Source organism: Streptomyces sp. NPDC027185 (assembly GCF_055567035.1).
On sequence record NZ_JBVHRF010000001.1, the window covers coordinates 72,430 to 94,800 of the forward strand.

The 22,371-nt window shown below is 74.7% G+C and carries 20 protein-coding genes; 5 read left to right on the forward strand and 15 right to left on the reverse strand.

What is annotated here, in order from left to right; genetic code table 11:
• Positions 1 to 8: 8 nt before the first annotated feature.
• Positions 9 to 551, reverse strand: a complete 543-nt coding sequence (locus ACZ4M8_RS00355; protein WP_467601924.1) for a GNAT family N-acetyltransferase — start codon at positions 549 to 551, stop codon at positions 9 to 11.
• A gap of 144 nt (positions 552 to 695) precedes the next feature.
• On the reverse strand, positions 696 to 2,249 hold the full coding sequence (locus ACZ4M8_RS00360; RefSeq protein ID WP_467601926.1) for an aldehyde dehydrogenase (NADP(+)): 1,554 nt from the start codon (positions 2,247 to 2,249) through the stop codon (positions 696 to 698).
• Positions 2,250 to 2,370: 121 nt separating this feature from the next.
• On the opposite strand from ACZ4M8_RS00360, the gene ACZ4M8_RS00365 reads away from it, so the two are divergent.
• A complete protein-coding gene (locus tag ACZ4M8_RS00365; protein ID WP_467601929.1) occupies positions 2,371 to 3,141 on the forward strand; it encodes an IclR family transcriptional regulator in 771 nt (256 codons plus the stop codon).
• 1,084 nt (positions 3,142 to 4,225) lie between these two features.
• On the opposite strand, the gene ACZ4M8_RS00370 is transcribed toward ACZ4M8_RS00365, so the two are convergent.
• The gene (locus ACZ4M8_RS00370; protein WP_467601932.1) at positions 4,226 to 5,434 is read right to left on the reverse strand and encodes a hypothetical protein; all 1,209 of its coding nucleotides are present in this window, start codon (positions 5,432 to 5,434) and stop codon (positions 4,226 to 4,228) included.
• Entirely contained in the window at positions 5,434 to 6,390 is a 957-nt protein-coding gene (locus tag ACZ4M8_RS00375; protein WP_467601935.1) for a 5-dehydro-4-deoxyglucarate dehydratase, read from the reverse strand. Before ACZ4M8_RS00375 ends, ACZ4M8_RS00370 begins: the two co-directional genes overlap by 1 nt.
• A 346-nt stretch (positions 6,391 to 6,736) precedes the next feature.
• Here ACZ4M8_RS00375 and ACZ4M8_RS00380 point away from each other — a divergent pair, with 346 nt between their 5' ends.
• The 3 genes from ACZ4M8_RS00380 to ACZ4M8_RS00390 all read left to right on the forward strand — a co-directional run bounded on the left by ACZ4M8_RS00380 (position 6,737) and on the right by ACZ4M8_RS00390 (position 9,337).
• Positions 6,737 to 7,546: an NAD-dependent epimerase/dehydratase family protein gene (locus ACZ4M8_RS00380; RefSeq protein WP_467601938.1), complete on the forward strand. Its 810-nt coding sequence runs from the start codon at positions 6,737 to 6,739 to the stop codon at positions 7,544 to 7,546.
• Positions 7,547 to 7,700: 154 nt separating this feature from the next.
• Positions 7,701 to 7,973, forward strand: coding sequence for a GlsB/YeaQ/YmgE family stress response membrane protein (locus tag ACZ4M8_RS00385; RefSeq protein WP_399092738.1), 273 nt, complete (start codon positions 7,701 to 7,703; stop codon positions 7,971 to 7,973).
• A gap of 113 nt (positions 7,974 to 8,086) precedes the next feature.
• Positions 8,087 to 9,337, forward strand: coding sequence for a TerD family protein (locus tag ACZ4M8_RS00390; RefSeq protein WP_467603411.1), 1,251 nt, complete (start codon positions 8,087 to 8,089; stop codon positions 9,335 to 9,337).
• 220 nt (positions 9,338 to 9,557) lie between these two features.
• Here ACZ4M8_RS00390 and ACZ4M8_RS00395 read toward each other — a convergent pair whose 3' ends face one another.
• The 3 genes from ACZ4M8_RS00395 to ACZ4M8_RS00405 all read right to left on the reverse strand — a co-directional run bounded on the left by ACZ4M8_RS00395 (position 9,558) and on the right by ACZ4M8_RS00405 (position 14,173).
• Entirely contained in the window at positions 9,558 to 10,589 is a 1,032-nt protein-coding gene (locus ACZ4M8_RS00395) for an MsnO8 family LLM class oxidoreductase (RefSeq protein WP_467601941.1), read from the reverse strand.
• A gap of 59 nt (positions 10,590 to 10,648) precedes the next feature.
• On the reverse strand, positions 10,649 to 12,094 hold the full coding sequence (locus ACZ4M8_RS00400) for an alkaline phosphatase PhoX (RefSeq protein ID WP_467603413.1): 1,446 nt from the start codon (positions 12,092 to 12,094) through the stop codon (positions 10,649 to 10,651).
• Positions 12,095 to 12,694: 600 nt separating this feature from the next.
• On the reverse strand, positions 12,695 to 14,173 hold the full coding sequence (locus ACZ4M8_RS00405) for a hypothetical protein (RefSeq protein ID WP_467601944.1): 1,479 nt from the start codon (positions 14,171 to 14,173) through the stop codon (positions 12,695 to 12,697).
• A gap of 219 nt (positions 14,174 to 14,392) precedes the next feature.
• On the opposite strand from ACZ4M8_RS00405, the gene ACZ4M8_RS00410 reads away from it, so the two are divergent.
• Entirely contained in the window at positions 14,393 to 16,240 is a 1,848-nt protein-coding gene (locus tag ACZ4M8_RS00410) for an endonuclease/exonuclease/phosphatase family protein (protein ID WP_467601947.1), read from the forward strand.
• A 90-nt stretch (positions 16,241 to 16,330) separates the two neighbouring features.
• Here ACZ4M8_RS00410 and ACZ4M8_RS00415 read toward each other — a convergent pair whose 3' ends face one another.
• The 8 genes from ACZ4M8_RS00415 to sufC all read right to left on the reverse strand — a co-directional run bounded on the left by ACZ4M8_RS00415 (position 16,331) and on the right by sufC (position 22,365).
• Entirely contained in the window at positions 16,331 to 17,230 is a 900-nt protein-coding gene (locus tag ACZ4M8_RS00415; protein ID WP_467601950.1) for an EI24 domain-containing protein, read from the reverse strand.
• 121 nt (positions 17,231 to 17,351) lie between these two features.
• Positions 17,352 to 18,341, reverse strand: coding sequence for a 2,3,4,5-tetrahydropyridine-2,6-dicarboxylate N-succinyltransferase (gene dapD, locus ACZ4M8_RS00420; protein ID WP_467601953.1), 990 nt, complete (start codon positions 18,339 to 18,341; stop codon positions 17,352 to 17,354).
• 174 nt (positions 18,342 to 18,515) lie between these two features.
• Positions 18,516 to 19,055, reverse strand: a complete 540-nt coding sequence (locus tag ACZ4M8_RS00425) for a TetR/AcrR family transcriptional regulator (protein ID WP_467601956.1) — start codon at positions 19,053 to 19,055, stop codon at positions 18,516 to 18,518.
• Positions 19,055 to 19,375: a DMT family transporter gene (locus ACZ4M8_RS00430; protein WP_467601959.1), complete on the reverse strand. Its 321-nt coding sequence runs from the start codon at positions 19,373 to 19,375 to the stop codon at positions 19,055 to 19,057. The genes ACZ4M8_RS00425 and ACZ4M8_RS00430 overlap by 1 nt, the downstream gene beginning before the upstream one ends.
• 119 nt (positions 19,376 to 19,494) lie before the next feature.
• Positions 19,495 to 19,836, reverse strand: coding sequence for a metal-sulfur cluster assembly factor (locus ACZ4M8_RS00435; RefSeq protein ID WP_030282991.1), 342 nt, complete (start codon positions 19,834 to 19,836; stop codon positions 19,495 to 19,497).
• Positions 19,833 to 20,291, reverse strand: a complete 459-nt coding sequence (gene sufU / locus ACZ4M8_RS00440; protein ID WP_467601962.1) for a Fe-S cluster assembly sulfur transfer protein SufU — start codon at positions 20,289 to 20,291, stop codon at positions 19,833 to 19,835. Before sufU ends, ACZ4M8_RS00435 begins: the two co-directional genes overlap by 4 nt.
• Before the next feature lie 56 nt (positions 20,292 to 20,347).
• Positions 20,348 to 21,604: a cysteine desulfurase gene (locus ACZ4M8_RS00445; RefSeq protein WP_467601965.1), complete on the reverse strand. Its 1,257-nt coding sequence runs from the start codon at positions 21,602 to 21,604 to the stop codon at positions 20,348 to 20,350.
• The gene (sufC, locus tag ACZ4M8_RS00450) at positions 21,601 to 22,365 is read right to left on the reverse strand and encodes a Fe-S cluster assembly ATPase SufC (RefSeq protein ID WP_399092704.1); all 765 of its coding nucleotides are present in this window, start codon (positions 22,363 to 22,365) and stop codon (positions 21,601 to 21,603) included. The genes ACZ4M8_RS00445 and sufC overlap by 4 nt, the downstream gene beginning before the upstream one ends.
• Positions 22,366 to 22,371 lie beyond the last annotated feature (6 nt).

The following is a 22,371-nucleotide window of genomic DNA, read 5'->3' on the forward strand; positions in this document are numbered from 1 at the left end:
CCCGCGGCCTACCGGTTCCGGCCCGGCGACAGGGCGTCCGGACGCGCCTGCCGGGGCCGCGGTACGTCGTCCAGCAGCAGCGCCAGCCTGAGGTGGGTGGCGTCCGGGGCGGCTCCCCGGGACGGGTCGGGGTACCAGCCGCGGGCGGTGTAGAAGGCACGGGCGCGGCGGTTGTGCCACACCACGTCCAAGGTGGCTGCGGTGTGCCCGGCCGCCCGCCAGGCCCGCAGGCACGCCGAGTGCAGGGCGTGGCCGACGCCGGTGCCCCAGTGGGCGGGATCGACCTGGAGCTGGTGGAGGGTGACGGTGCCGGGCGCGGCGGCCGGTCCGTGGCAGGCGGCGCCGACGACGGCACCGTCCCGCTCGGCGCAGAGCATCCGGGCGCCCGGCCCGGCCAGCGCGTACCGCCAGTCCCGGTCGGCGGCCGGGCGGTGCGGGTCCGGGCCGGTGGCGCTTCCGGGGTGGCGGGCCCGGTCGTACGCGGCGCGGGCGCGGGCGTGCAGCGCGGTGACGGGTCCCAGATCCCCGGGGCCGCCCGCGCGGACGGTCACGGCGCCGATGCCGGCGGGGGTCACCGCGCGGGCCCGGCCGGGACACGCGCCGCCGGAGCGCGCCGGGCGGCCACCGGCCGGAGCCGGGCACCGGCGCGGCGGCCCTCGGGCCGCGCGTCCCTCTCGGCGTTCACCGGGCGCCCGTCAGCTCCGCTCCGTCCGCCCGTCCACCCGGCGGGGCAGGCCGAGCGGGTTGCCGTCGCGGAGTTCGGGCGGCAGGAGCGCCGGCGGGGTGTCCTGGTAGGCGACCGGGCGCAGCCAGCGTTCGATCGCGGTGGCGCCGACCGAGGTGGCGGTGGAGGTGGAGGCCGGGTAGGGGCCGCCGTGGTGCTGGGCGGGGGCGACCGCGACGCCGGTGGGCCAGCCGTTGACGACGACGCGTCCGGCGAGCGCGGTGGCCTCGGCGAGCAGCCGGGCGCCGCGGCCCGCCGGGTCCGTGCCCGCGCCTTCCTCGGCGGAGAGGTGGAGGGTGGCGGTGAGGTTGCCGGGCAGCTGGGCGAGGACCGCGCCGACCGCGTCGTCACCGGTGTGGCGGACGACGACGGTCACCGGGCCGAAGCACTCCTGAAGCAGCAGGTCGTAGGCGGCCGGGTCGTCGAGGACGCGGGCGGCGGGCACCGTCAGGAATCCGGCGCCGACGGTGTGTTCGCCGCCCGCGCCGGGCGTCACCGGCGCCTCGACGCCGGGCAGCTGGGCGCGGGCGCGGACCCCGTCGATGAACGCGTCCCGCATCCGGTGGTCGAGGAGGACGCCCGCCTCGGTGTCGCTGACGGCGGCGGTGAGCGCGGTCAGCAGCCGGTCGCCGTCCGGGCCCTCGGGGACGAGGACGAGGCCGGGCTTGACGCAGAACTGGCCGGTGCCGAGCGTCACCGACGCGGCGAGCCCGGCGCCGATCTCCTCGGCGCGCTCCGCGGCCGCCGCCCCGGTGACGACGACGGGGTTGAGGCTGCCCAGTTCGCCGTGGAAGGGGATGGGGTGCGGGCGGGCCGCCGCCGCGTCGAAGAGGGCACGGCCGCCGCGGACCGAGCCGGTGAACCCGGCGGCGGCGATCAGCGGGTGGCGGACCAGTTCCACCCCGGCGTCGAAGCCGTGGACCAGTCCGACGACGCCCTCGGGCAGCCCGGTGTCGGCGGCGGCCCGGCGCAGCAGGGCGGCGACCAGTTCGGAGGTGGCCGGGTGGTCGGGGTGGGCCTTGACGACGACCGGGCAGCCGGCCGCCAGGGCGCTGGCGGTGTCGCCGCCGGGGACCGAGAAGGCGAGCGGGAAGTTGCTGGCCGCGTAGACCGCGACCGGGCCCAGCGGGATCTTGTGGCGCCGCAGGTCGGGGCGGGGCGGGGTGAGCGACGGGTCGGCGTGGTCGATCCGTACGTCGAGGAAGGCGCCCTCGTCGACGGCGTCGGCGCAGGCGCGCAGCTGGTAGGTGGTGCGGGCCAGTTCGCCGGTGAGGCGGCCGGGGCCGAGCGCGGTCTCGGCGTCGGCCGCCTCGATGACGCGGGTGCCGGCGCCGTCGAGCAGATCGGCGGCGCGGCGCAGCAGGGCGGCGCGGGCGGTGCGGTCGGCGAGGGCCGGGAGGGCGGCGCGGGCGGCGCGGACCGCCGTGTCCACCTCGGCGGCGGTGGCCTCCACCGCGACCTGTTCGCGCCGCTTCCCGGTTCGGGGGTCGACACTCCAGACTGGTGCTGCCGCCGCTGTGGTCACCGCGTATTCCTCCCGAGCGCAACTCTTGCCGCAGGCCGGAGGCCGTTCGATATGGTGAACGGCGTCCCGGATGCTGAACCTCTGGGACTCTAGGGCGGGCCGATCAGAGGGGTCAAGGGCGATGTCAGCTGCGGAGACGGGTGGAGCGCAGGTCAAGTCCGCGGTACGGACGGTGGAACTGCTGGAGTACTTCGCGGGCCGCCCCGGTATGCACAGCCTCGCCACCGTCCAGGAGGCCGTCGGCTACCCCAAGTCCAGCCTCTACATGCTGCTGCGCACCCTCGTCGAGCTGGGCTGGGTGGAGACCGACGCGACCGGTACGCGGTACGGCATCGGGGTGCGCGCGCTGCTGGTCGGCACGGCGTACATCGACGGTGACGACGTGGTCGCCGCGGCCCGGCCGACGCTGGACCGGCTCTCGGACGACACCACCGAGACCATCCACCTCGCGCGGCTGGACGGCGTCGACGTCGTCTATCTCGCGACCCGTCAGTCCCAGCACTACCTGCGGCCGTTCACCCGGGTCGGACGGCGGCTGCCCGCGCACTCCACCTCGCTGGGCAAGGCGCTGCTGGCCACCTACTCCGACGAGCAGGTCCGCGAGCTGCTCCCGGCGAAGCTGACGGCGCTGACCGAGCACACCCTCACCGACCGCGAGCAGCTGATCGAGGAGTTGCACACGGTCCGCGAGCAGGGGTACGCGGTCGACCGCGAGGAGAACACGCTGGGGCTGCGGTGCTTCGGCATCGCGATCCCCTACCGCTCCCCGGCGCGCGACGCGATCAGCTGCTCGGTGCCGGTGGCGCGGCTGACGCCCGATCACGAGCAGCTGCTCAAGGACACGCTCTTCGACGCCCGCGACCGGCTGCTGCTGGCGACCCGCCGCCTCTGAGCCCGGCCGGCCGCCGCCGTGGCCGCGCCACGCCGTGCCACCTGCGGGCCGAGCGGTGAGCGGGCCGCGGCTGCTCACCCGTTCACCCCAGCGCGCCCCGGGCGGGCCCGACACGCCGTGACACGCCGTCCGACCTGCGAAGATCGCGAATTCGGCGGCTGGTGTGCCGGTCGGTCGGGGGCGTTCTGACAAGACGTCAGCAGGCTCGCGGCGCGCCGGGCGGTTTATCTCGAAGCAGCAGGTACGGAAAGTCCGGCGGCGCGAGGGCGCCGCGTCCGTACCGCACGGAGGTTTCGTCGTGTACGCCACCCGCCCGCGCACCGGTACCGCGCCGGCCGCCACCGGCCCGGGGCGTGCCGCCGCCGCGCGCCGCCCGCCCGTCCCGGGGTGCCCCGCCGGTGTCCCCGGACCGTTCCGCCGCACCGCTGGGCGGGCCTGAGATGTCCGGCGCGCCCGGGGCCGCACCCGGAAGGCGGCGGCGCGGGAGGGCGGGGAGCGGCACGCTGCTCCTGGCGCTCGCCGCGGTGGGCACCGGGGGGTGGCTGATATCCGTCGGCGCCCGGACCACGACGCCGCACCGGCCGCTCGCCGCCCAAGGGCTCGGCGGCCCGGCGGCGCGCTCGGCTGCCCGGGAGACGGCGCCGCCGCCCCTCCGGCTCCGGGTACCGGCCGCCGGGACCGACGGCGCGCCGTCCGGGCCCGGCCGCGGCGGCCCGCTCCCGGTGCCGCCCGCGGGCCGGTACCGCGACGGCGTCCCGCCCCGCTGTCCGGGCGCCACCGCCGTCCCCGGACGCGCCACCGGACCCGCCGCCTGGCGCGCTCCGGCCGCACCGGCGCCGCGCGCCGGCGCCGCGGTACGCCGGGCGGACGGCCGTATCGCGCTCCTCACCGCCGACGCGGTCGCGTCCGAGGGGGACGGCGGGGCGCCGGCCACCGCCTCCCGGCCGGTGAGACCCCTGCTGACCTGCGGGGACGCCGGGCGCGGGAGGGTTTCCGTCCCTCTCGCGGGCGCCGGATAGCCACCCTCCAGGGGGGTCACAGACGGCCGGGGCGGCCCGCGGGAGCCGCCCCGGTCAACCGTTCGTCAGCGCGCGGCCAGCGCTTCGAGGGCGGTGCCGACGGCGGCCAGATCCGCGTCGCTCGCCAGGCCCGCGTGGTAGAGCCGCAGCTCACCGGCGCCCAGCTCCGCGGCGTGCGCGGCGTCCGCGGCGAGGGTGGCGGGGCTGCCGCCCATCCCGGAGACGACGGGAAAGTTGGCGGCGAGGGTCGCACCGGCCGCGCCGGGTGCGGCAGCGAACGGTCCGAGCGCACCGGCCCGCTGCGCCGCGTCCGGACCGCACGGCACCACCACCCCGTCGGCGTACCCGAACACCCCCGCCGGATCGACGCCGGCGTTGGCGCCGCAGCGGTGCGCGGCGGGATCGGCGTGCAGCAGCACCCGGAAGCCGGGGGCTGCTGCCTCCCGGACGGCGGCGACGGCGGCCCGCCGCAGCCCCCCGGCCGCCCGCGCCCGCCAGCCCCGGACCACGGCGGCCCGGTCGGCGCCGAGCAGCGCCTCGACGGCGGCCCACTCCCCCGCCCGGTCCACCGCGGCGGGCCGCTCCGCGCCGGACCACACCGGCTCCAGCGCCCGGCGCACCGCCGCGCCCAACTCGTCGGCGTCCAGCCCCAGTCCGGCGTACCCGTGGCGGCACTCCGTACAGAAGCAGAGCGACATCAGGTACTGCGCGGCGCCGGTGAGCGGCACGCCGCCGGTCTTGTCGTGGGCGTGCAGATGGGCCATGCCGTACCAGCCGCAGGACTCCAGCTCGGTGCCGTGCGCGCCGGGCCGTACGGCGGCCTCGGCGGCGAGGGTGACGAGGTGGTCGCGGACCTCGGGGCGGGCGATGCACGGCGCCCAGGGGTAGCGGTCGCCGTAGGCGTTGCGGACGGAGGTGTCCGGATGTTCCTCGCCCAGGCGGGAGTTGTGGGCGAGGACGACCCAGCTGTGCACCTCGATCCCGGCGTCCGCCAGCGCCGCCGCGGCCGCGCCGTACGGATCGGGCTCCGGCATCCAGTCCTGGACGGCGGGGCGCAGCGCCCGGTCGGCCCAGCGCCGCGGGTCGGGCGGGTAGAGGACGGCTGCGTGGCGGGCGGTGACCACGCGGTGGCGGGGGTGGCGCGGGGTCAGGGCGCGAGTGGAGTGGTAGGCGGCGGCCAGGGTGACCTGACGGATGCCCAGCGCGGCGAGGCGGGGCGCGGCCCCGGGGTCGCCGACCACGTCCCAGGGGTAGAGGAAGGCGGCGGCACGCATCAGGCGCGGCCCGCCGGGCCGTCCGTACCGGGGAGCAGGGTGAGTCCGTGGTCGAGCAGGGCTCGCAACTCCTCGACGTGCCGGGGATCCGGCGGGGCGAGCGGCGGCCGGACCTCGCCCGCGTCCGGTCCGCGCAGTCCGACGCCCGCCTTGACCAGCGAGACCGCGTAGCCGTGGCCCTGGTTGCGCAGGTCGACGAGGGGGCGGTAGAAGCCGTCCGTGAGGCGGTCGACGGTCTCCCGGTCGCCGGTGGTGAGCGCGCGGTGGAAGGCGAGGGCGATCTCGGGGGCGAAGGCGAAGACGGCGGAGGAGTACAGGCGGACGCCCAGCCCCAGGTAGGCGGGGCCGGTGAGTTCGGCGGTGGGCAGGCCGTTGAAGTAGAGGAAGCGGGAGCCGGCGGCCTCGGTGCGGACGGCGCTGATGATGCGCTGGAGCAGATCGAGGTCGCCCAGTCCGTCCTTGAGGCCGATGATGCCCGGGGTGCGGGCGAGCGCGACGACGGTGTCCGGGGTGAAGACGGCGTTGTCCCGCTGGTAGACGATGACCGGCAGGTCGGTGGCGGCGGCCAGCGCCCGGTAGTGGCGCAGCAGTCCGTCCTGCCCGGCGCGCACGAGGTAGGGCGGCATGGCGAGCAGTCCGTCGGCGCCCTGTTCGCGGGCGAGGCGGGCGAAGCGGACGGCGAGCGCCGTGCCGTAGCCCGCCGCGGCGACCACCGGTACCCGTCCGGCGGTCTCCTCGACGGCCGCGCCGACGCACGCCGCGAACTCCTCGGGCGTCAGGGCGTGGAACTCCCCCGTCCCGCAGCAGGCGAAGACGGCGCCCGCCCCGGCCTCGACACCGCGCCGCACATGGGCGCGGTAGGCGTCCAGATCCACCTCGCCGTCGGGTGCGTAGGTGGTCACGGGGAAGAACAGCACTCCGTCGAGGCGGTCGGCGAGCGGCGAGGCTGGGGTCACGGGCCCTCCCTGGCATGCGGCGCCGGCGCGGTGCGAGGCCCCGCGGCACCGGCGGACTGCGGATGGGTCGCGGACGGACGGCGGCCCACCACCCCCGACGTGCACGTCTCTGACCAATGTCCATATTTCTGAACAGCGCCACGCTAGAGCAGCCCGCGACCGCCGGTCAAGAGAACGGGCCGCCGCCCCTCCGTACAGCGAACACCCCGCCGCCTTCGGCGTCTTGACCACCGGCGATCACGCTCCCTACGGTGCTGACGACCGTGTCCACACCTCTGAACGCCACCCCGCGCGCACGCATCGCCGTCGCCCCCGGGGCCGCACCGTTCCCGCCGGAGGATCCGCCATGCCCGCACCCCGCACCGTCCTGCTCACCGGCGCCGCAGGCGGCATGGGCAGCCTGATGCGCGAACTGCTGCCCGCGTACGGCTACCGGCTGCGCCTCTTCGACGAGCGCCCCGTACCGGGCGCGCCCGACGCCGTCACCGCGCCGCTCGCCGACCGGGAGGCGCTGCGCGCGGCGGTCCGCGGCACCGACGCGGTCATCCATCTCGCCGGGATCTCCCTGGAAGCGACGTTCGAGCAGATCCTGCGGGCCAACATCGAGGGCGTCCACCGGCTCTACGAGGCGGTCCGCGAGGAGGGCGTCCCCCGCGTCGTCTTCGCCTCCTCCAACCACGCCGTCGGCTACACCCCGCGCCCGGCGGACGGCTCCGCCGCGATCGGCGTCGGCACCCCGCGCCGCCCGGACACCTTCTACGGCCTGTCCAAGGGGTTCGGCGAGGACCTCGCCTCGCTCTACCACGACCGGCACGGCATCGAGACCGTCTCGCTGCGCATCGGCTCCTGCTTCCCCGAGCCGACCTCCGTGCGGATGCTGTCGATCTGGCTGAGCCCGGCGGACTGCGCCCGGCTGCTGCACGCCGCCCTCACCGCCGAGAACGTCGGCCACACCGTCGCCTACGGCTCGTCCGCCAACACCCGCCTGTGGTGGGACCTGTCGACCGCCCGCGCCCTGGGGTACGAGCCGCAGGACGACTCCGAGCCGTACGCGGCGGCGCTCATCGCGGCCCAGGGGGAACTGGACCCGGACGATCCGGCGCAGGCGCACCTGGGCGGCGCGTTCTGCACCGACCCGCCCCGCTGGCAGCACTGACCCGGGCACGCCGTACGGTCGGGTCCTCGGCCTGCCCGGTCCGCCGCCGGAGGGAACTCGCGGGCCCTCCACGGCGTCCTTGAGGGCGGCACGTCAGATACCGAAACCGCACGTCACACCGGCGCCACGGCGCGCAGGAACGAGGAAACACACCATGGGAATCGTCAGCTGGATCGTCCTGGGGCTGATCGCGGGCGTCATCGCCAAGATCCTGCTGCCGGGACGGGACCCGGGCGGGCTGGTGGGCACCACGCTCACCGGCATCGTCGGGTCGTTCGTCGGCGGCTGGCTGTCCGTCAAGATCCTGGACCGTCCCATACCGAAGGACATCTTCGACCTGTCCACCTGGGTCGCGGCCGTCGCCGGCTCCCTCGTCCTGCTCATCCTCTACCGGCTGCTCTTCGGCAACTCCCGCGAACGCCGCTGACCGCCCGCCCCGCCGGAACACGTCCGGCGGGGCCCGCACAACCGCGCTCCCCCGGGCGGGGCGGGTAATGGAACCGCAAAAGCGAGCCGTTCGTTACTGCTGGCATGACCGCAATGACTCCTGGCTCGAATCTCCCGCTCGGCGCCGCGCGGGTGGCGGTGGACGTCACCGCCCCCGTACGGCTGGACGTCTCGGGCCTGTTGCTCACCGCCGCAGGCAAGGTGCGCTCCGACGACGACTTCGTCTTCTACAACCAGCCCAGCGGCGGCCCCGGGGTGACCCACGCCGCCGGGGCGCCCGGCGGCGGTGACACCATCACCGTCGACACCACCGCGATCCCCGCGGAGATCGAGAAGATCGTCGTCACCGCGAGCCCGGACGCCCCCGGCGCCACCTTCGCCGGTACGGAGCCGACCGGCACCGTGCGCGACGCGGACAGCGGCGCCGTCCTCGCCTCCTTCACCCCGCCCGGCCTCGGCCCGGAGACCGCGCTGGTCGTCGTCGAGATCTACCGCCGGGGCGGCGCCTGGAAGGTCCGCGCCGTCGGTCAGGGCTACGCCGACGGACTGGCCGGTATCGCCACCGACTTCGGCGTCACCGTCGAGGAACCGGCGGCGCCCCCGGCAGCCGCCCCCGCGGCCCCCGCCGCCCCTCCGGCCGCACCGCCCGCCCCCGCGCCGCAGGCCGCCCCCGCGCCGCCCGCCGGGCAGTGGGCGCCGCCGGCCGGGGCCCCCGCCCCGCTGGCCCCGCCGCCGGGTGTCACACCCGGGGCCCCGCCCGCCCCCGGCAAGGTCAACCTGGACAAGGGCCGGGTCAGCCTGCGGAAGAACGAGACGGTCTCGCTGGTCAAGAACGGCAGCCCGCTGCTCAGCTCGGTCCGGATGGGGCTGGGCTGGGAGCCCGCGTTCCGCGGCAAGTCCATCGACCTGGACGCCTCCGTCATCGCGTACGGCCCCGACCGCAAGAAGATCGACAACTGCTTCTTCGGCAAACTGTCCGTCCTCAACGGCGCCATCCAGCACTCCGGCGACAACCTCACCGGCGACGGCTCCGGTGACGACGAGGTGATCACCGTCCACCTCGGCGGGATCCCCCCGCAGGTCACCGGCCTGGTCTTCACCGTGAACTCCTTCTCCGGCCAGAAGTTCACCGACGTCGCGAAGGCGTACTGCCGCCTCAGCGACGCGCAGACCGGCGAGGAGCTGGTCCGCTTCGACCTGACCTCGGCCGAGCCCCGCACCGGCGTCCTGATGGCCAAGCTCATCCGCCAGTACTCCGGCGAGTGGGAGATGACGGCCCTGGGCGAGTTCGTCGACGCCCGCACCGTCCGCGGCATGATCAAGCCGGGCGGCGCGGCGCTCTGAGGCGAAGAGGCCGGGCGGGAGCCGAGCCCGCCCGGCCCCCGCCCGGCCCGAGCACAGGCCGTGGCCCGCGCGCCCCCGGGCGCCCCGGCGCGCCTCGCCGCACCGGCGCCGGCCCCGTCCCGCGACCGGTCACCCGGCACCCGGGCCCCCGCCTGCTCCGGTACCTGCCGTCCACCCCCGCCCGGAACTCCCGGGACGGTCCTTCCACGGCACCGCCCGGTCACTCCTCCCCCGGCCGTCCCCGCAGCCCCGCCACCCGGGCCAGTCGGGCGTACGACTCCAGCAGTGCCTCGCGGTCGTAGGTGCTGGTGGTCACCAGTACCTCGTCCGCCGCGGTCTCCTCGGTCAGCCTCTTCAGCGCGTCCGCCACCTCCGCCTCCGTGCCATGGATCCGGCCGCGCAACTCCTCCTCGACGTAACCGCGCTCGCGTGCGCCCAGCCCCGGGCCGGCCGCCACCGCGTCGGCCACCGGACGCAGCGGCGGGAAGACACCGTGGGTGCGCGCGTGGGCCATGGCGTGCGCCTCCGGGAGCAGCAGCCGGTACGCGGCGCCGGTCGTGGCGGCGACCGCGACCGTCGCGGCGACCACGACGTACGGCCGCGGCCACAGCGCCGACGGGCGGAACGCCGCGCGGTAGCCGTCGATCGCCTCCCGCATCCGGCTCCGGCCACGCACCTCCCCGATGACCAGCGCCAGCCCCGCCTTGGCCGCCACCCGTGCCCCGGCGCCCGTCGCCAGGACGAACGCGGGGACGCGGAGCCCTTCGGCGGGCCGGGCGCGGACCTGCGGATGGGCGCGCTGGGTGCCGTCGAAGTAGCCGGTCAGCTCGGTGAGTTGACCGGCGAAGTCCTCACCTGCCGCCTTGTCGGCGCCCAGGGCGCGGCGGACGCCGTCGGTGAAACCGACCGACCGGCCGAGCCCCATGTCGATCCGGCCGGGGAACAGCGCCTCCAGCACCCCGAACTGCTCGGCGACCACCATCGGCCGGTGGTTGGGCAGCATCACCCCGCCCGTACCGACCCGGATCGTGTCCGTCGCCGCGGCGACGGCGGCGGCCAGCACCGTGGGCGCGGACCCGGCGACACCCGGCACGCCGTGGTGTTCGGAGACCCAGAAGCGGTGGTAGCCGAGGCGTTCGGCGTGGCGGGCCAGCGCCACCGTGTCGCGCAGCGCCGCCGCGTCCGGGTGTCCCTGCCGGGTGCGGGAGCGGTCCAGGACCGAGAAGCGGGTCGTCCGTGTCGTCGGGCTCATCTCTCCTTCAACGCCCGTGGGCGCCGGGGATTCCGCCCGGACCGGCGGTCACGCAGGCGTCACCGCCGGTGGCCGGGGCCCTCCTGGCGGCGCCACGGGCCGGTGATCGCCAGCATCAGGCCGGGCTCTTGGATGTTGACGAAGAGGGTGCGGCCGTCGGGCGCGAAGACCGGGCCGGTGAACTCGCTGTACTCCGGCTCCTGCGCGGTGCCGAGGTTCAGCTCGTTCCGGGCGATCGGATAGGTCCGGCCGTCGTCGGTGGCGCCGAAGAGGTGCTGCACGCCGTCGCCGTCCTCCGCGATGATCAGCCCGCCGTGCGGCGAGACGCTGATGTTGTCCGGCCCGTCGAACGCGCCGTCCCGCCCCGGGTCCGGATTGACGCCGAACCGCAGCTTCAGCGTCAGCGTCCGGCGGCGCGGATCGTAGAACCACACCTGGCCGTCGTGGTGGACAGGGCTCTCGTCCCGGGCGTACGAGGCGACGACGTACGCGCCGCCGTCCGCCCACCACAGGCCCTCCAGTTTCCGGGCGCGGGTGATCTCACCGTCGGCGAACTGCCGCCGCACGGAGGTGGTGCGGGCGTCGCGGTCGGGGACCTCGATCCAGTCGACGCCGTAGACCGTACCGGGCCGGGTCGCGCGGGAGAGGTCGTCGACGAACCGGCCGCCGGAGTCGAAGCAGCGGAACGCGGCGAGCGTCCCGGCGTCGTCGGCGAGGGTCCGCAGCCGCCCGCGGCCGTGCCGGAAGCCGGACGGCGGGGTCCAGCGGTACAGCAGGCCGTTGGGGGCGTCGGCATCCTCGGTGAGGTAGAGGTGGCCGCGGCGCGGATCGACGGCGACGGCCTCATGGGCGAAGCGGCCCAGCGCCTTGACCGGCCGCGGGTCACGGCCCGCCGCGAGGTCGTGCGGATCGACCTCGAAGACGTAGCCGTGGTCTCGGGTCATGCCCCGCTGCCCGGCCTTGTCCTCGGTCTCCTCGCAGGTCAGCCAGGTGCCCCAGGGTGTGGTGCCGCCCGCGCAGTTGGTGGACGTCCCCGCGATGCCGACCCGCTCACCGACCGGAACGCCGTCCTGCGCCACCTCCACGACCGTGCAGCCGCCGGCCGCCGCCGGATCGTAGACCAGCCCCGCGGCGAGCGGCACCGGATACGGCTGATCGGCGCGGTGCCCCTTCAGCTCGTGGTTGTTGACCAGCAGGGTGGTGGCGCGCGGCCCCGCGAACGCGCCGGTGCCGTCGTGGTGCGAGGGCGTCGGCTCCCCGCTGTCGAGCCGGGTGACACCGGTACGCGTGACGACGCGGTACGAGAATCCGGCCGGCAGCGCGAGGATGCCCTCCGGGTCGGGGAGCAGCGGCCCGTACCCCGGGCCGTCCGCGGCGCCGCCCTCCGCGGCCCCGGCGGCGACCGCGCCGGGTGCGGTGGCCAGCACCCCCGCGCTTCCGGCCAGGGCGACCCCGGCGCCGGTGGCGGCGGAACGCTTGGCGAAGTCTCTCCGGCTCAGCGGCATGGTCATCTCCTGGACGGCCCGATTCGGTCCCCTGTACCTACGGTGCCCACCGTGCCGTCCCGCTGCGAACGGAAGGTGAACGCCGCACGGCAGCCCGGGAGCGGGGCACAGGCGCGCGGGCTGAGGCCGCCGTCTGGGGGGCGAGGCCGGACGGGGCCGGGCGCCTGCCGGGGCTCGGGCCAGGGCCGGTGCCGGGGCCCGGCGGCAGGGTGGCGCCCCGGATGGCCGGGGCGGACAGATGCCTACCCCGGGCCGCCCCGGCGGTAAGGCCGTGCGGCTGGGGCTGGGCCTGGGGCCCGAGCGGCCTGGGCGGGGACGGTCTCCGGCCGGGGCCTCCGGCAGGCCGTGCACCCGGCGGCCGGGTGCACGGCCGTGCGGTACCGCCGGCCCCGGGGCAGGGCCGCGTTCCAGGTCTGCCGGTCCTCACCGAGGCGGGTGGCGTACGGCCGGGCGTCACCCGGCCGCCGGGCCCCGGAACGTACGCGCGCCCCGGCTCCGCCCCGGAGTCGTGCTCGCCTCGGCCCACGCCCCCGGGAACGCCGGCGGGCGGCGCCGACACCCCGTGTCCGCGCCGCCCGCCGTGCCGGGTTGCCGCCCGCGTCAGCCCTCCGCGCGGGAGCGCGCCTTGAAGGCGGCCGTCCGGGCCTCCTTGGCGGCCTTGCGGTCGGGGTGCAGGCGGCCCATCGCCTCCAGCACGTCGGGGGTCGCCGGGTGGTCCACCTGCCAGACCGCGTCGAAGAAGCCGCTGTGCCCACCGGTCAGCCCCGTGATCAGGTCACGCAGCTCCTCGGTGTCCTCGTCGGCGGTGCCCAGCTGGGCGGCGATGGTGTCGACGGTCAGCCAGAAGATCATGTCCTGGGACGGCTCGGGGATGCCGGGCAGCCCGCGCTCCGCCAGCCAGACCCGGGCCAGCCCGCCCAGCTGCCGGTCGTCCAGCACCTCGCGGAGCGCGGGCTCCGCGTCCGCGCCGGCGAGCGCCAGCGTCTGCTGCGCGGCGAGCCGGCGCAGCGGGGCCCGCTCGTCGTCCCCGCGGGCCGCCACCAGCAGCTCCCGCGCGGCGTCCAGGGGCGTACGGGCCGCGAGCCACTGCTCGGACTCCTCCCGCGCCAGCTCCTCGGGGTAGTCGGGCAGCGCGTCCAGCAGCATCCCGCCGGCGGCGTCCCGCAGATCGCCGACGGCCGGGGCGTACACACCGGCCTCCTGCATCCGGGCGCGGACCGCGTAGATGCCGAGCGGCGTCAGCCGGACCATGCCGTACCGGGTGACGTCCTCATCGGTCAGCGGCTCGGCGTGACGGACCGTCTCGCCCGCGTCGTCCAGCTCCTCGATGAGCGCCTCGTCGACCGGCTGGTACGCCACCAGACCGATGGGCTCCAGCACCCGGAACTGATCGTCCAGGCGCATCATCGCCTCGGAGACCTCTTCGAGGATGTCGTCGGTGGGCTCCTCCATGTCGTCGGGGACGATCATGGAGGCGGCGAGTGCGGGCAGCGGCACGCTCTGGCCGGACGCGTCGCCGAGCGCGGTCAGCAGGTAGAGGTTGCCGAGGATGCCGTCGAGGAGTTCGGCCTCCTCCTCGGGGTTCCAGTCGAGCGCGTCGAGGTCCAGTTCACCGCCGTCGGCGAGCTGGTCGGCGAGGTCGGCGAGGTCCGGGGCGACCGCGTCGGCGAGCACCGTCTCCATACCGCCGAGCCAGATGTCGAGGATGTCCTGCGGGCTGCCGCCGGTGAGCTGCGCCAGCTCCTCACCGGGCCGGGCCAGACCGACGGCGGCGCCGTCCTCGGTGTCGTCCTCCGCGGCGGTCTCCTCGACCTCGACCAGCCCGGTGTCGACGGCGAGCTGCCACGCCTCGGCGGTCAGCCCGGCGCCGTCCTCGTCGGCGGCCAGGCCCAGGTGCTCGGTGGCGGCGCCCAGCGACTCCTCCAGGATCTCGCCGCCGACGCCGACGGGGACGCCCCGCTCCGCCCAGCGGGCGAGCTGCGCGGCCCGTGCCATCAAGGGAGCGCTCAGCGCGTCCCGGGCCAGTTCCGCGTCGGAGTGCAGCCGCACCGGCGGCAGGGTCGGGCGGTCTGCGGACATCTGGGGCTCAGCTCCTCAAGGGACTTCGGCTCGTGCGCGCCCCAGCGTAGACGGAATTCCGCGCATGCCGGACGCTTCACCCCGCGGCCCCCTCCCGGCCATCCGGAACACCTTGACAACTCCCCCGGGCACACAAGAGATTGACGCGCGTAGAAGGCTGGATCCCGCGTCCCGCCCCGCTCCGCACCGTCCTCTCCCACCCTCCGGAAGGCGCCTGCCATGCCGTCCTCACCGTCCCGCCGTCCGCTCCGCAGACCGGTCACCGTCGCCGCCGCGGTGGCCGCCGCGCTCGCCGCCGGGCTGGTGGCGCTCCCGCAGACCGCCCACGCCGCCGGCACCCGTATCCACGACATCCAGGGCACCACCCGCCTCTCCCCGCTCGCCGGGAAGCGGGTCTCCGGGGTACCCGGCACCGTCACCGCGCTGCGCGCCTTCGGCTCCGCCCGCGGCTTCTGGGTGCAGGACCCGAAGCCGGACGGCTCCCCCGCGACCAGCGAGGCGCTCTTCGTCTTCACCGGGAAGACCACGCCGCAGGTCACCGTCGGTGACGCGGTCACGCTGGACGGCACGGTCGAGGAGTACTACCCGGGCGGCGAGGACGCCGGTCTCCAGTCCGTCACCGAACTGACCGGCGCCACCTGGAACGTCACCGCGTCCGGCCGGCCGCTGCCCGCCGCCGTCCGCCTCGACGCCGCCGTGATCCCCCGCGCCTACGCGCCCGACGCGCACGGCGGCAGCATCGAATCGCTGCCGCTGCGCCCCCGCTCCTACGCCCTGGACCGCTACGAATCCCTGGAGGGCATGCGGGTCTCGGTCGCCGACGCGCCCGTGGTCGGCCCGTCCAACGCCCACCACGAGCTGTGGGTGACCGCCGACCCGAAGCACTCCCGCACCGCCCGCGGCGGCGTCCTCTACGGCTCCTACGCCGACCCCAACCCGGCCCGGATCAAGATCGGTTCGCTGCTGCCGCTCGCCACCCACCCCTTCCCGGTGGCCGATGTCGGCACCACCCTCGGCGGCACCACCGAGGGCCCGCTGGACTACGACAACTTCGGCGGCTACACCCTCCAGGCCACGGCGCTGGGCAAGCTCACCGGCCGCGCCCCGGCGCCGGAGACGACCCGCGCCGCCCGGCCCGGCGAGGTCTCCGTCGCGACGTACAACGTCGAGAACCTCTCCCCCGCCACCCCGCAGGCGAAGTTCGACCGGTTGGCCAAGGGGCTGGTGAAGAACCTCGCCGCACCGGACGTGGTGGCCCTGGAGGAGGTCCAGGACAACAGCGGCCCCACCGATGACGGCACGGTCGCGGCCGACGGCACGCTCAAGAAGCTGACCGACGCCGTCAAGGCGGCGGGCGGCCCGGCCTACGCGTGGCGGCAGATCGACCCCGAGAACGACAAGGACGGCGGGCAGCCCGGCGGAAACATCCGGGTCGCCTTCCTCTACAACCCCGCGACCGTCGGCTTCACCGACATCCCCGGCGGCGACGCCACCACCCCCGTCGAGCCCCGCGCCGACCACGGCAGGGCCACGCTCTCCGCCTCCCCCGGGCGGATCGCACCGGCCGACCCGGCGTGGCAGGACAGCCGCAAGCCGCTGGTGGGGCAGTTCACCGTCAAGGGCCGTCCGGGCAGCCGGCTCTTCGTCGTCGCCAACCACTTCAACTCCAAGGGCGGCGACCAGGGCCTCGACAGCCGTTTCCAGCGGCCCGCCCGCGGCTCCGAGAAGCAGCGCACCGCCCAGGCCGGTCTGGTGAACGGCTTCGTCAAGGACCTGCTGGCCAAGGACCCCGAGGCGGATGTGGTGGTCGCCGGGGACCTCAACGACTACCAGTTCTCCCCCGCCCTGAAGACCCTCACCTCGGGCGGCGTCCTCACCGACCGGGTGAACGGTCTGCCCCGCGCGGAGCGCTACGGCTACGTCTACGCCGGCAACTCCCAGGTCCTCGACCACATGCTCACCAGCCCCCATCTGAAGAACGCCGACTACGACGTGGTGCACCTCAACGCGGAGTACGCCGACCAGGCCAGCGACCACGACCCGCAGGTGCTGCGGATCCGCCCCTGAGCCGCCCCGCCCTGGGCGCCGTCGGCAGCCCGGCCCGCCGCGGTCCACGCGAGGGTCACGGCCCGCCCGCCGGCGGCGCCCCGGACCCCGTCACGTCCCCGGGGTGAACGGTGCGGGCGGCGGCCCGAACCCGCCGTCCGCACCGGCCGGGCCGTCCGCACCGGGCCACGGTGCCGCCGCGCCCACCGGCCCGGCGGCACCCGGCACCTCCACGCCGGGCCCGTCCGCCTCATCGCCCTCGTCCCCCTCGTCCACGGCCGGCACCAGATCGCGTACCAGCAGCGTCGCCCCGGCCACCGCGCCCGGCATCAGGAACACCGCGGCGAAGGGGATGAGGAACAGCAGGACGACGGGGGTGCCGAAGCCGACGGCGAGCGCCTTGCGGCCCCGCAGCAGACGCAGCCGCTCGCGCACCGGTATGTCGCGGCGCTGCATCGCCACCGACGTCAGCTCGACGGCGAGGAAGAAGCCGGATACGCAGAAGCCGACGGCCGGGACGACGGTCTGCCCGACGAACGGCAGGAAGCCCAGCACGAACAGCGCGATCCCGAACGGCGCCGCGCGCAGCAGCACATGGACGCTGTCGCACAGCGCGATCCAGATCTCCCGCCACAGCGACCGCTCCGGCCCGCGCGGGCAGTGCCCTTCGGACTCCTCGACCCGCTCCGACAAGGACTCGTAGAACGGATCGCCGATCAGCAGCGTCACCGCCGTGAAGGTCAGCACGGAGAGCAGCAGCCCGCCGGCGACGAGCAGCGCCACGAACAGACCGCGCAGCAGCCCCTGCCACGGCGCGCCCCAGCCGTCCGCGAACGGCGTGACCCAGGCCGCGACGTCCCCCGAGAAGAGGGCCAGCGCGGTCAGCGCCGCCCCGTAGAGCACCAGGGCGATGAGCGCCGGGATCATCCCGAAGCCCCACCACCGCCCGTGCCCGGCGACCCACCGCTGGCCCCTGGCCAGATACCGCATCCCCACTGCAAGATCACGCATGGGGCAACCCTACGATCGGCCCGCGCCCGGCCGGTAGGGCTGTGGATAACTCCGCGTCACCGCATGCGGACGCCCCCGCACCACTGGGTACGGGGGCGTGCGCCGGGGCCGGGAGGACCACTCAGTTGTGGCTGTGCAGCACCTCGTTGAGGCCGCCCCACGTCGCCTTGTTCGGGCGGGCCTCGACGACTCCGGTGGTGGAGTTGCGGCGGAAGAGGATGTTGTCGGCGCCGGACAGCTCCAGGGCCTTGACCACCTGACCGTCGGGGAGCGTGACGCGGGTCCCGGCGGTGACGTACAGACCGGCCTCGACGACGCACTCGTCGCCCAGGGCGATGCCGATGCCGGACTCGGCGCCGAGCAGGCAGCGCTCGCCGATGGAGATGATCTGCTTGCCGCCGCCGGAGAGGGTGCCCATCGTGGAGGCGCCGCCGCCGATGTCGGAGCCGTCGCCGATGACGACGCCCGCGCTGATCCGGCCCTCGACCATGGAGGTGCCGAGCGTCCCGGCGTTGAAGTTGACGAAGCCCTCGTGCATGACGGTGGTACCGGCCGCGAGGTGGGCACCCAGGCGCACCCGGTCGGCGTCGGCGATCCGCACCCCGGCGGGCGCGACGTAGTCGGTCATCCGCGGGAACTTGTCGACGCTGGTGACCTGGAGGTGCTTACCCGCGGCGCGGGCGTTGAGGCGGACCGTCTCCACCTGGTCGACGGCGACCGGGCCGAGCGAGGTCCAGGCGACGTTCGCCAGCAGTCCGAACTGGCCCTCCAGGCTCAGGCCGTGCGGCGCGACGAGCCGGTGGCTGAGCAGGTGCAGGCGCAGGTAGACGTCGTGTGCGTCGAGCGGCTTGTCGTCGAGCGAGGAGATGACCGTGCGGACGGCCACGACCTCGACGCCACGGACCGGGTCCGGGCCGACGGCCTGCGGCGCGGCCTCGCCCAGCAGCTCGGCCGCCTGCTCGGCGGTCAGCCGCTCGGTACCGGCCGGGCCGGGCGCGGCGTCCAGAACGGGCGCGGGGAACCAGGTGTCGAGGACGGTGCCGTCGGGCGTGACGGTGGCGAGCCCGGCGGCGACGGCGCCGGTCGTACGGGAGGTAGCAGCATCGGTCATGCCGAAAACCTAACCGGAGGGCACCCGCCGAGGCGAACCGGTCTCATCGATCGGGCCCGCCGCCCGGAACCCGCCCGGCACACGGCCCCCGAGCACAGCGGCGTGGCACCCCGGGGCCGCCCGGCCCGCCGGGGCGCCACGCTCACCGGGCACGCCCCGCGCCGGCCGTCCGCCTCAGACCAGTGCCGCCGTCAACCCCGCCCGCAGCGCGTCCGGTTCGAAGGGGCGGCCCGTCAGCAGGTGCTGGAGCAGCAGTCCGTCCGCGAAGGCCACCAGGGCGCGGGCGGTGGGCAGATCGCCGGTACGGCGGGCCAGCAGCCGCGCCATCGCGTCGAGGCAGTCGGCGGCCAGCGGACGCAGCCGCGGATGGCGCAGCGCCGCCAGGTACAGCTCGTACTCCAGCGTCACCCGGGAGCGGTCCCCGGCGAGCAGGTCGGCGACCAGCCGCAGGATGTCGTCGGCCGCCGGGGCGTCGCCGGCCGGCCCGTCCGCCCAGCGGCCGAAGTCCGCCAGCCACGCGGCGTTGACCTGCTCCAGCGCGGCGACGAGGAGATCGTCGAGGGTGGCGAAGTGGTACGTCGTCGAACCGAGCGGCACATCGGCGGCCGCGGCGACCGCACGGTGGCTGAGCCCGGCGATGCCGTGGGCGGCGACCACGCCGATCGCCGCGTCGATGATCCGCTGCCGCCGCTCGGGGTCGTGCCGCCGGGCCATCAGTGCGCACCGCCCATGTGGAGCACCACGACGCCCGCGATGACCAGCAGCACCCCGAGGATCTTCAGCGGACCGGCGCTCTCCCCGAGGAAGATCATGCCGATCGCCGCGATCACCGCCGTACCGGCCCCGGCCCAGATCGCGTACGCGGTGCCGACGCTCATCGTCCTGAGCGTCCGGGCGAGCAGGGCGAAGGCCACGAGGTAGCCCGCCAGGGTGGCCAGCGAGGGCCACAGCTTGCTGAAGCCGTCGCTGTACTTCATCGCGGTGGTCGCCAGGATCTCCGAGACGATCGCCCCGGCCAGCGTCAGATAGCCCATGGCGGGAGCCTAACCGGCGATACGTACAGGCGTACACATAGCGGGTCCGCACACGCCGACGGCCGTGCCCTTCCGAGGTCTTCGGAAGGGCACGGCCGTACGGGGCGACGGGGCGTCGGTCAGACGTTGAAGCCCAGGGCGCGCAGCTGCTCGCGGCCGTCGTCGGTGATCTTGTCGGGACCCCACGGGGGCATCCAGACCCAGTTGATCTTCAGCTCGTTGACGATGCCGTCCGTGGCGGACTTCGCCTGGTCCTCGATGACGTCGGTCAGCGGGCAGGCCGCGGAGGTCAGCGTCATGTCGATGGTGGCGATGTTGGCGTCGTCGATGTGGATGCCGTAGATCAGGCCGAGGTTGACGACGTCGATGCCCAGCTCGGGGTCGACGACGTCGTACAGGGCCTCGCGGACCTCTTCCTCCGAGGCCGGCTTGGTCAGGGTGTTCTCGGGCGTGTCGGTCATGCGGTCGTCGCCTCCTCGGAAAGGGCCTTGGCCGTGGCGTCCTTCCAGGCCATCCAGCTCAGCAGGGCACACTTCACCCGTGCCGGGTACTTCGAGACGCCGGCGAACGCCACGGCGTCCTCCAGCACCTCCTCCATCGCGTCGTCCGGCTCGATCTTGCCCTTGGACTGCATCAGCTCCAGGAAGGTCTCCTGGATCCGCTGTGCCTCCCCGAGCTGCTTGCCGACGATCAGGTCGTTGAGCACCGAGGCGCTGGCCTGGCTGATGGAGCAGCCCTGGCCGTCGTAGGACACGTCCGCGACGGTCGTGCCGTCCAGCCGCACCCGCAGGGTGATCTCGTCCCCGCAGGTGGGGTTGGTGTGGTGCACCTCGGCATCGCCGTCCCGAAGACCGCGCCCGTGCGGGTGCTTGTAGTGGTCCAGGATGACGTCCTGGTACATCGAATCCAGCTTCACGGCTCAGTCAGTCCTCGTCCTCATCCGCTGTGCGTGGTCAACCGCGTCGTCTTGTACTAACCGAAGAAGTTGCGGACGTACTCCAGGCCCTCGACCAGGGCGTCGACCTCGGCCGGGGTGGAGTACAGATAGAACGACGCACGGGTGGTCGCAGGAATTCCGTACCGCAGGCAGACCGGCCGCGCGCAGTGGTGGCCGACCCGGACCGCGATGCCCTGCTCGTCGAGGACCTGACCGACGTCGTGCGGGTGGATGTCGCCGAGCGTGAAGGAGAGCGTCGCCCCGCGGTCCTCGGCCGTGCTCGGGCCGATGATCCGCAGGTCGGGGACCTCCAGCAGCCGCTTGACGGCGTACTCGGTGATCGCGTGCTCGTGCGCGGCGATCTTCTCCATACCGATCGCGGTGAGGTAGTCCACGGCCGCGCCGAGGCCCACGGCCTGCGCGATCGGGGGCGTACCCGCCTCGAACTTGTGCGGCGCCGGGGCGTACGTCGACGAGTGCATCGAGACGGTCTCGATCATCTCGCCGCCGCCGAGGAACGGCGGGAGGTCCTCCAGCAGCTCCTGGCGGCCCCAGAGCACACCGATGCCGGTCGGGCCGCACATCTTGTGGCCGGTGAAGGCCACGAAGTCGGCCTGGAGCGCCTGGACGTCCAGCACCATGTGCGGGGCGGCCTGCGAGGCGTCGATGACGACCAGCGCGCCGACCTCCTGGGCCCGCCGGACGATCGTCTCGACCGGGTTGATGGTGCCCATGAGGTTGGAGACCAGGGTGAAGGAGACGACCTTCGTCCGGTCGGTGATGACCTCGTCGATGTTGGAGAGGTCGAGCCGCCCGTCATCGGTGAGGCCGAACCACTTCAGCTTCGCGCCGGTGCGCTGCGAGAGCAGCTGCCACGGCACGATGTTGGAGTGGTGCTCCATCTCCGTGATGACGATCTCGGTGTCGTGGTCCACGCGGTAGGGCTCATCGGCCCAGCCGAGCATGTTGGCCACGAGGTTGAGCGACTCGGAGGCGTTCTTGGTGAAGATCACCTCGTCGCGGCTGGGAGCGTTGATGAAGGCGGCGACCTTGTCGCGGGCGCCTTCGTACAGCTCCGTGGCCTCCTCGGCGAGGACGTGCACGCCGCGGTGGACGTTGGCGTTGTGGCGCTCGTAGTAGGCGTTCAGCGCGTCGAGCACCTGGCGCGGCTTCTGCGACGTCGCCGCGTTGTCCAGGTACACGACCTTCTTGCCCTCGTGGATCTGACGCTCCAGGAGGGGGAAGTCCTTGCGGATCGCCTCGGTGTCGAGGAGGCCCGGAATCTGTGTCACAGGGTCGCGCCGCCCTTCGTGTACTCCTCGTAGCCCTCGGCCTCCAGCTTGTCGGCCAGCTCGGCGCCGCCGGATTCGACGATGCGGCCGGCCGCGAAGACGTGGACGTGGTCGGGCTTGATGTAGCGCAGGATGCGCGTGTAGTGGGTGATCAGCAGAGTGCCGACCTCGCCGGTCTCGCGGACGCGGTTGACGCCCTCGGAGACGGTGCGCAGGGCGTCGACGTCGAGGCCGGAGTCGGTCTCGTCGAGGATCGCGATCTTCGGCTTGAGCAGCTCCAGCTGAAGGATCTCGTGGCGCTTCTTCTCACCGCCGGAGAAGCCCTCGTTGACGTTGCGCTCGGCGAACGCGGGGTCCATGTGCAGGCGCTCCATGGCCTCCTTGACCTCCTTGACCCACAGCCGCAGCTTGGGGGCCTCACCGCGGACGGCGGTGGCGGAGGTGCGCAGGAAGTTGGAGACGGAGACGCCGGGGACCTCGACCGGGTACTGCATGGCGAGGAAGACACCGGCGCGGGCGCGCTCGTCGACGGACATCTCCAGGACGTCCTCGCCGTCGAGGGTGACGGTGCCGCCGGTGATCGTGTACTTGGGGTGACCTGCGAGGGAGTACGCGAGGGTCGACTTGCCGGAGCCGTTGGGGCCCATGATGGCGTGCGTCTCGCCCTGCTTCACGGTCAGGTCGACGCCCTTCAGGATCTCGCGCGGGCCGTTCTCGGCTTCGACGGAGACGTGCAGGTCGTGGATCTCAAGCGTTGCCATGGGGAA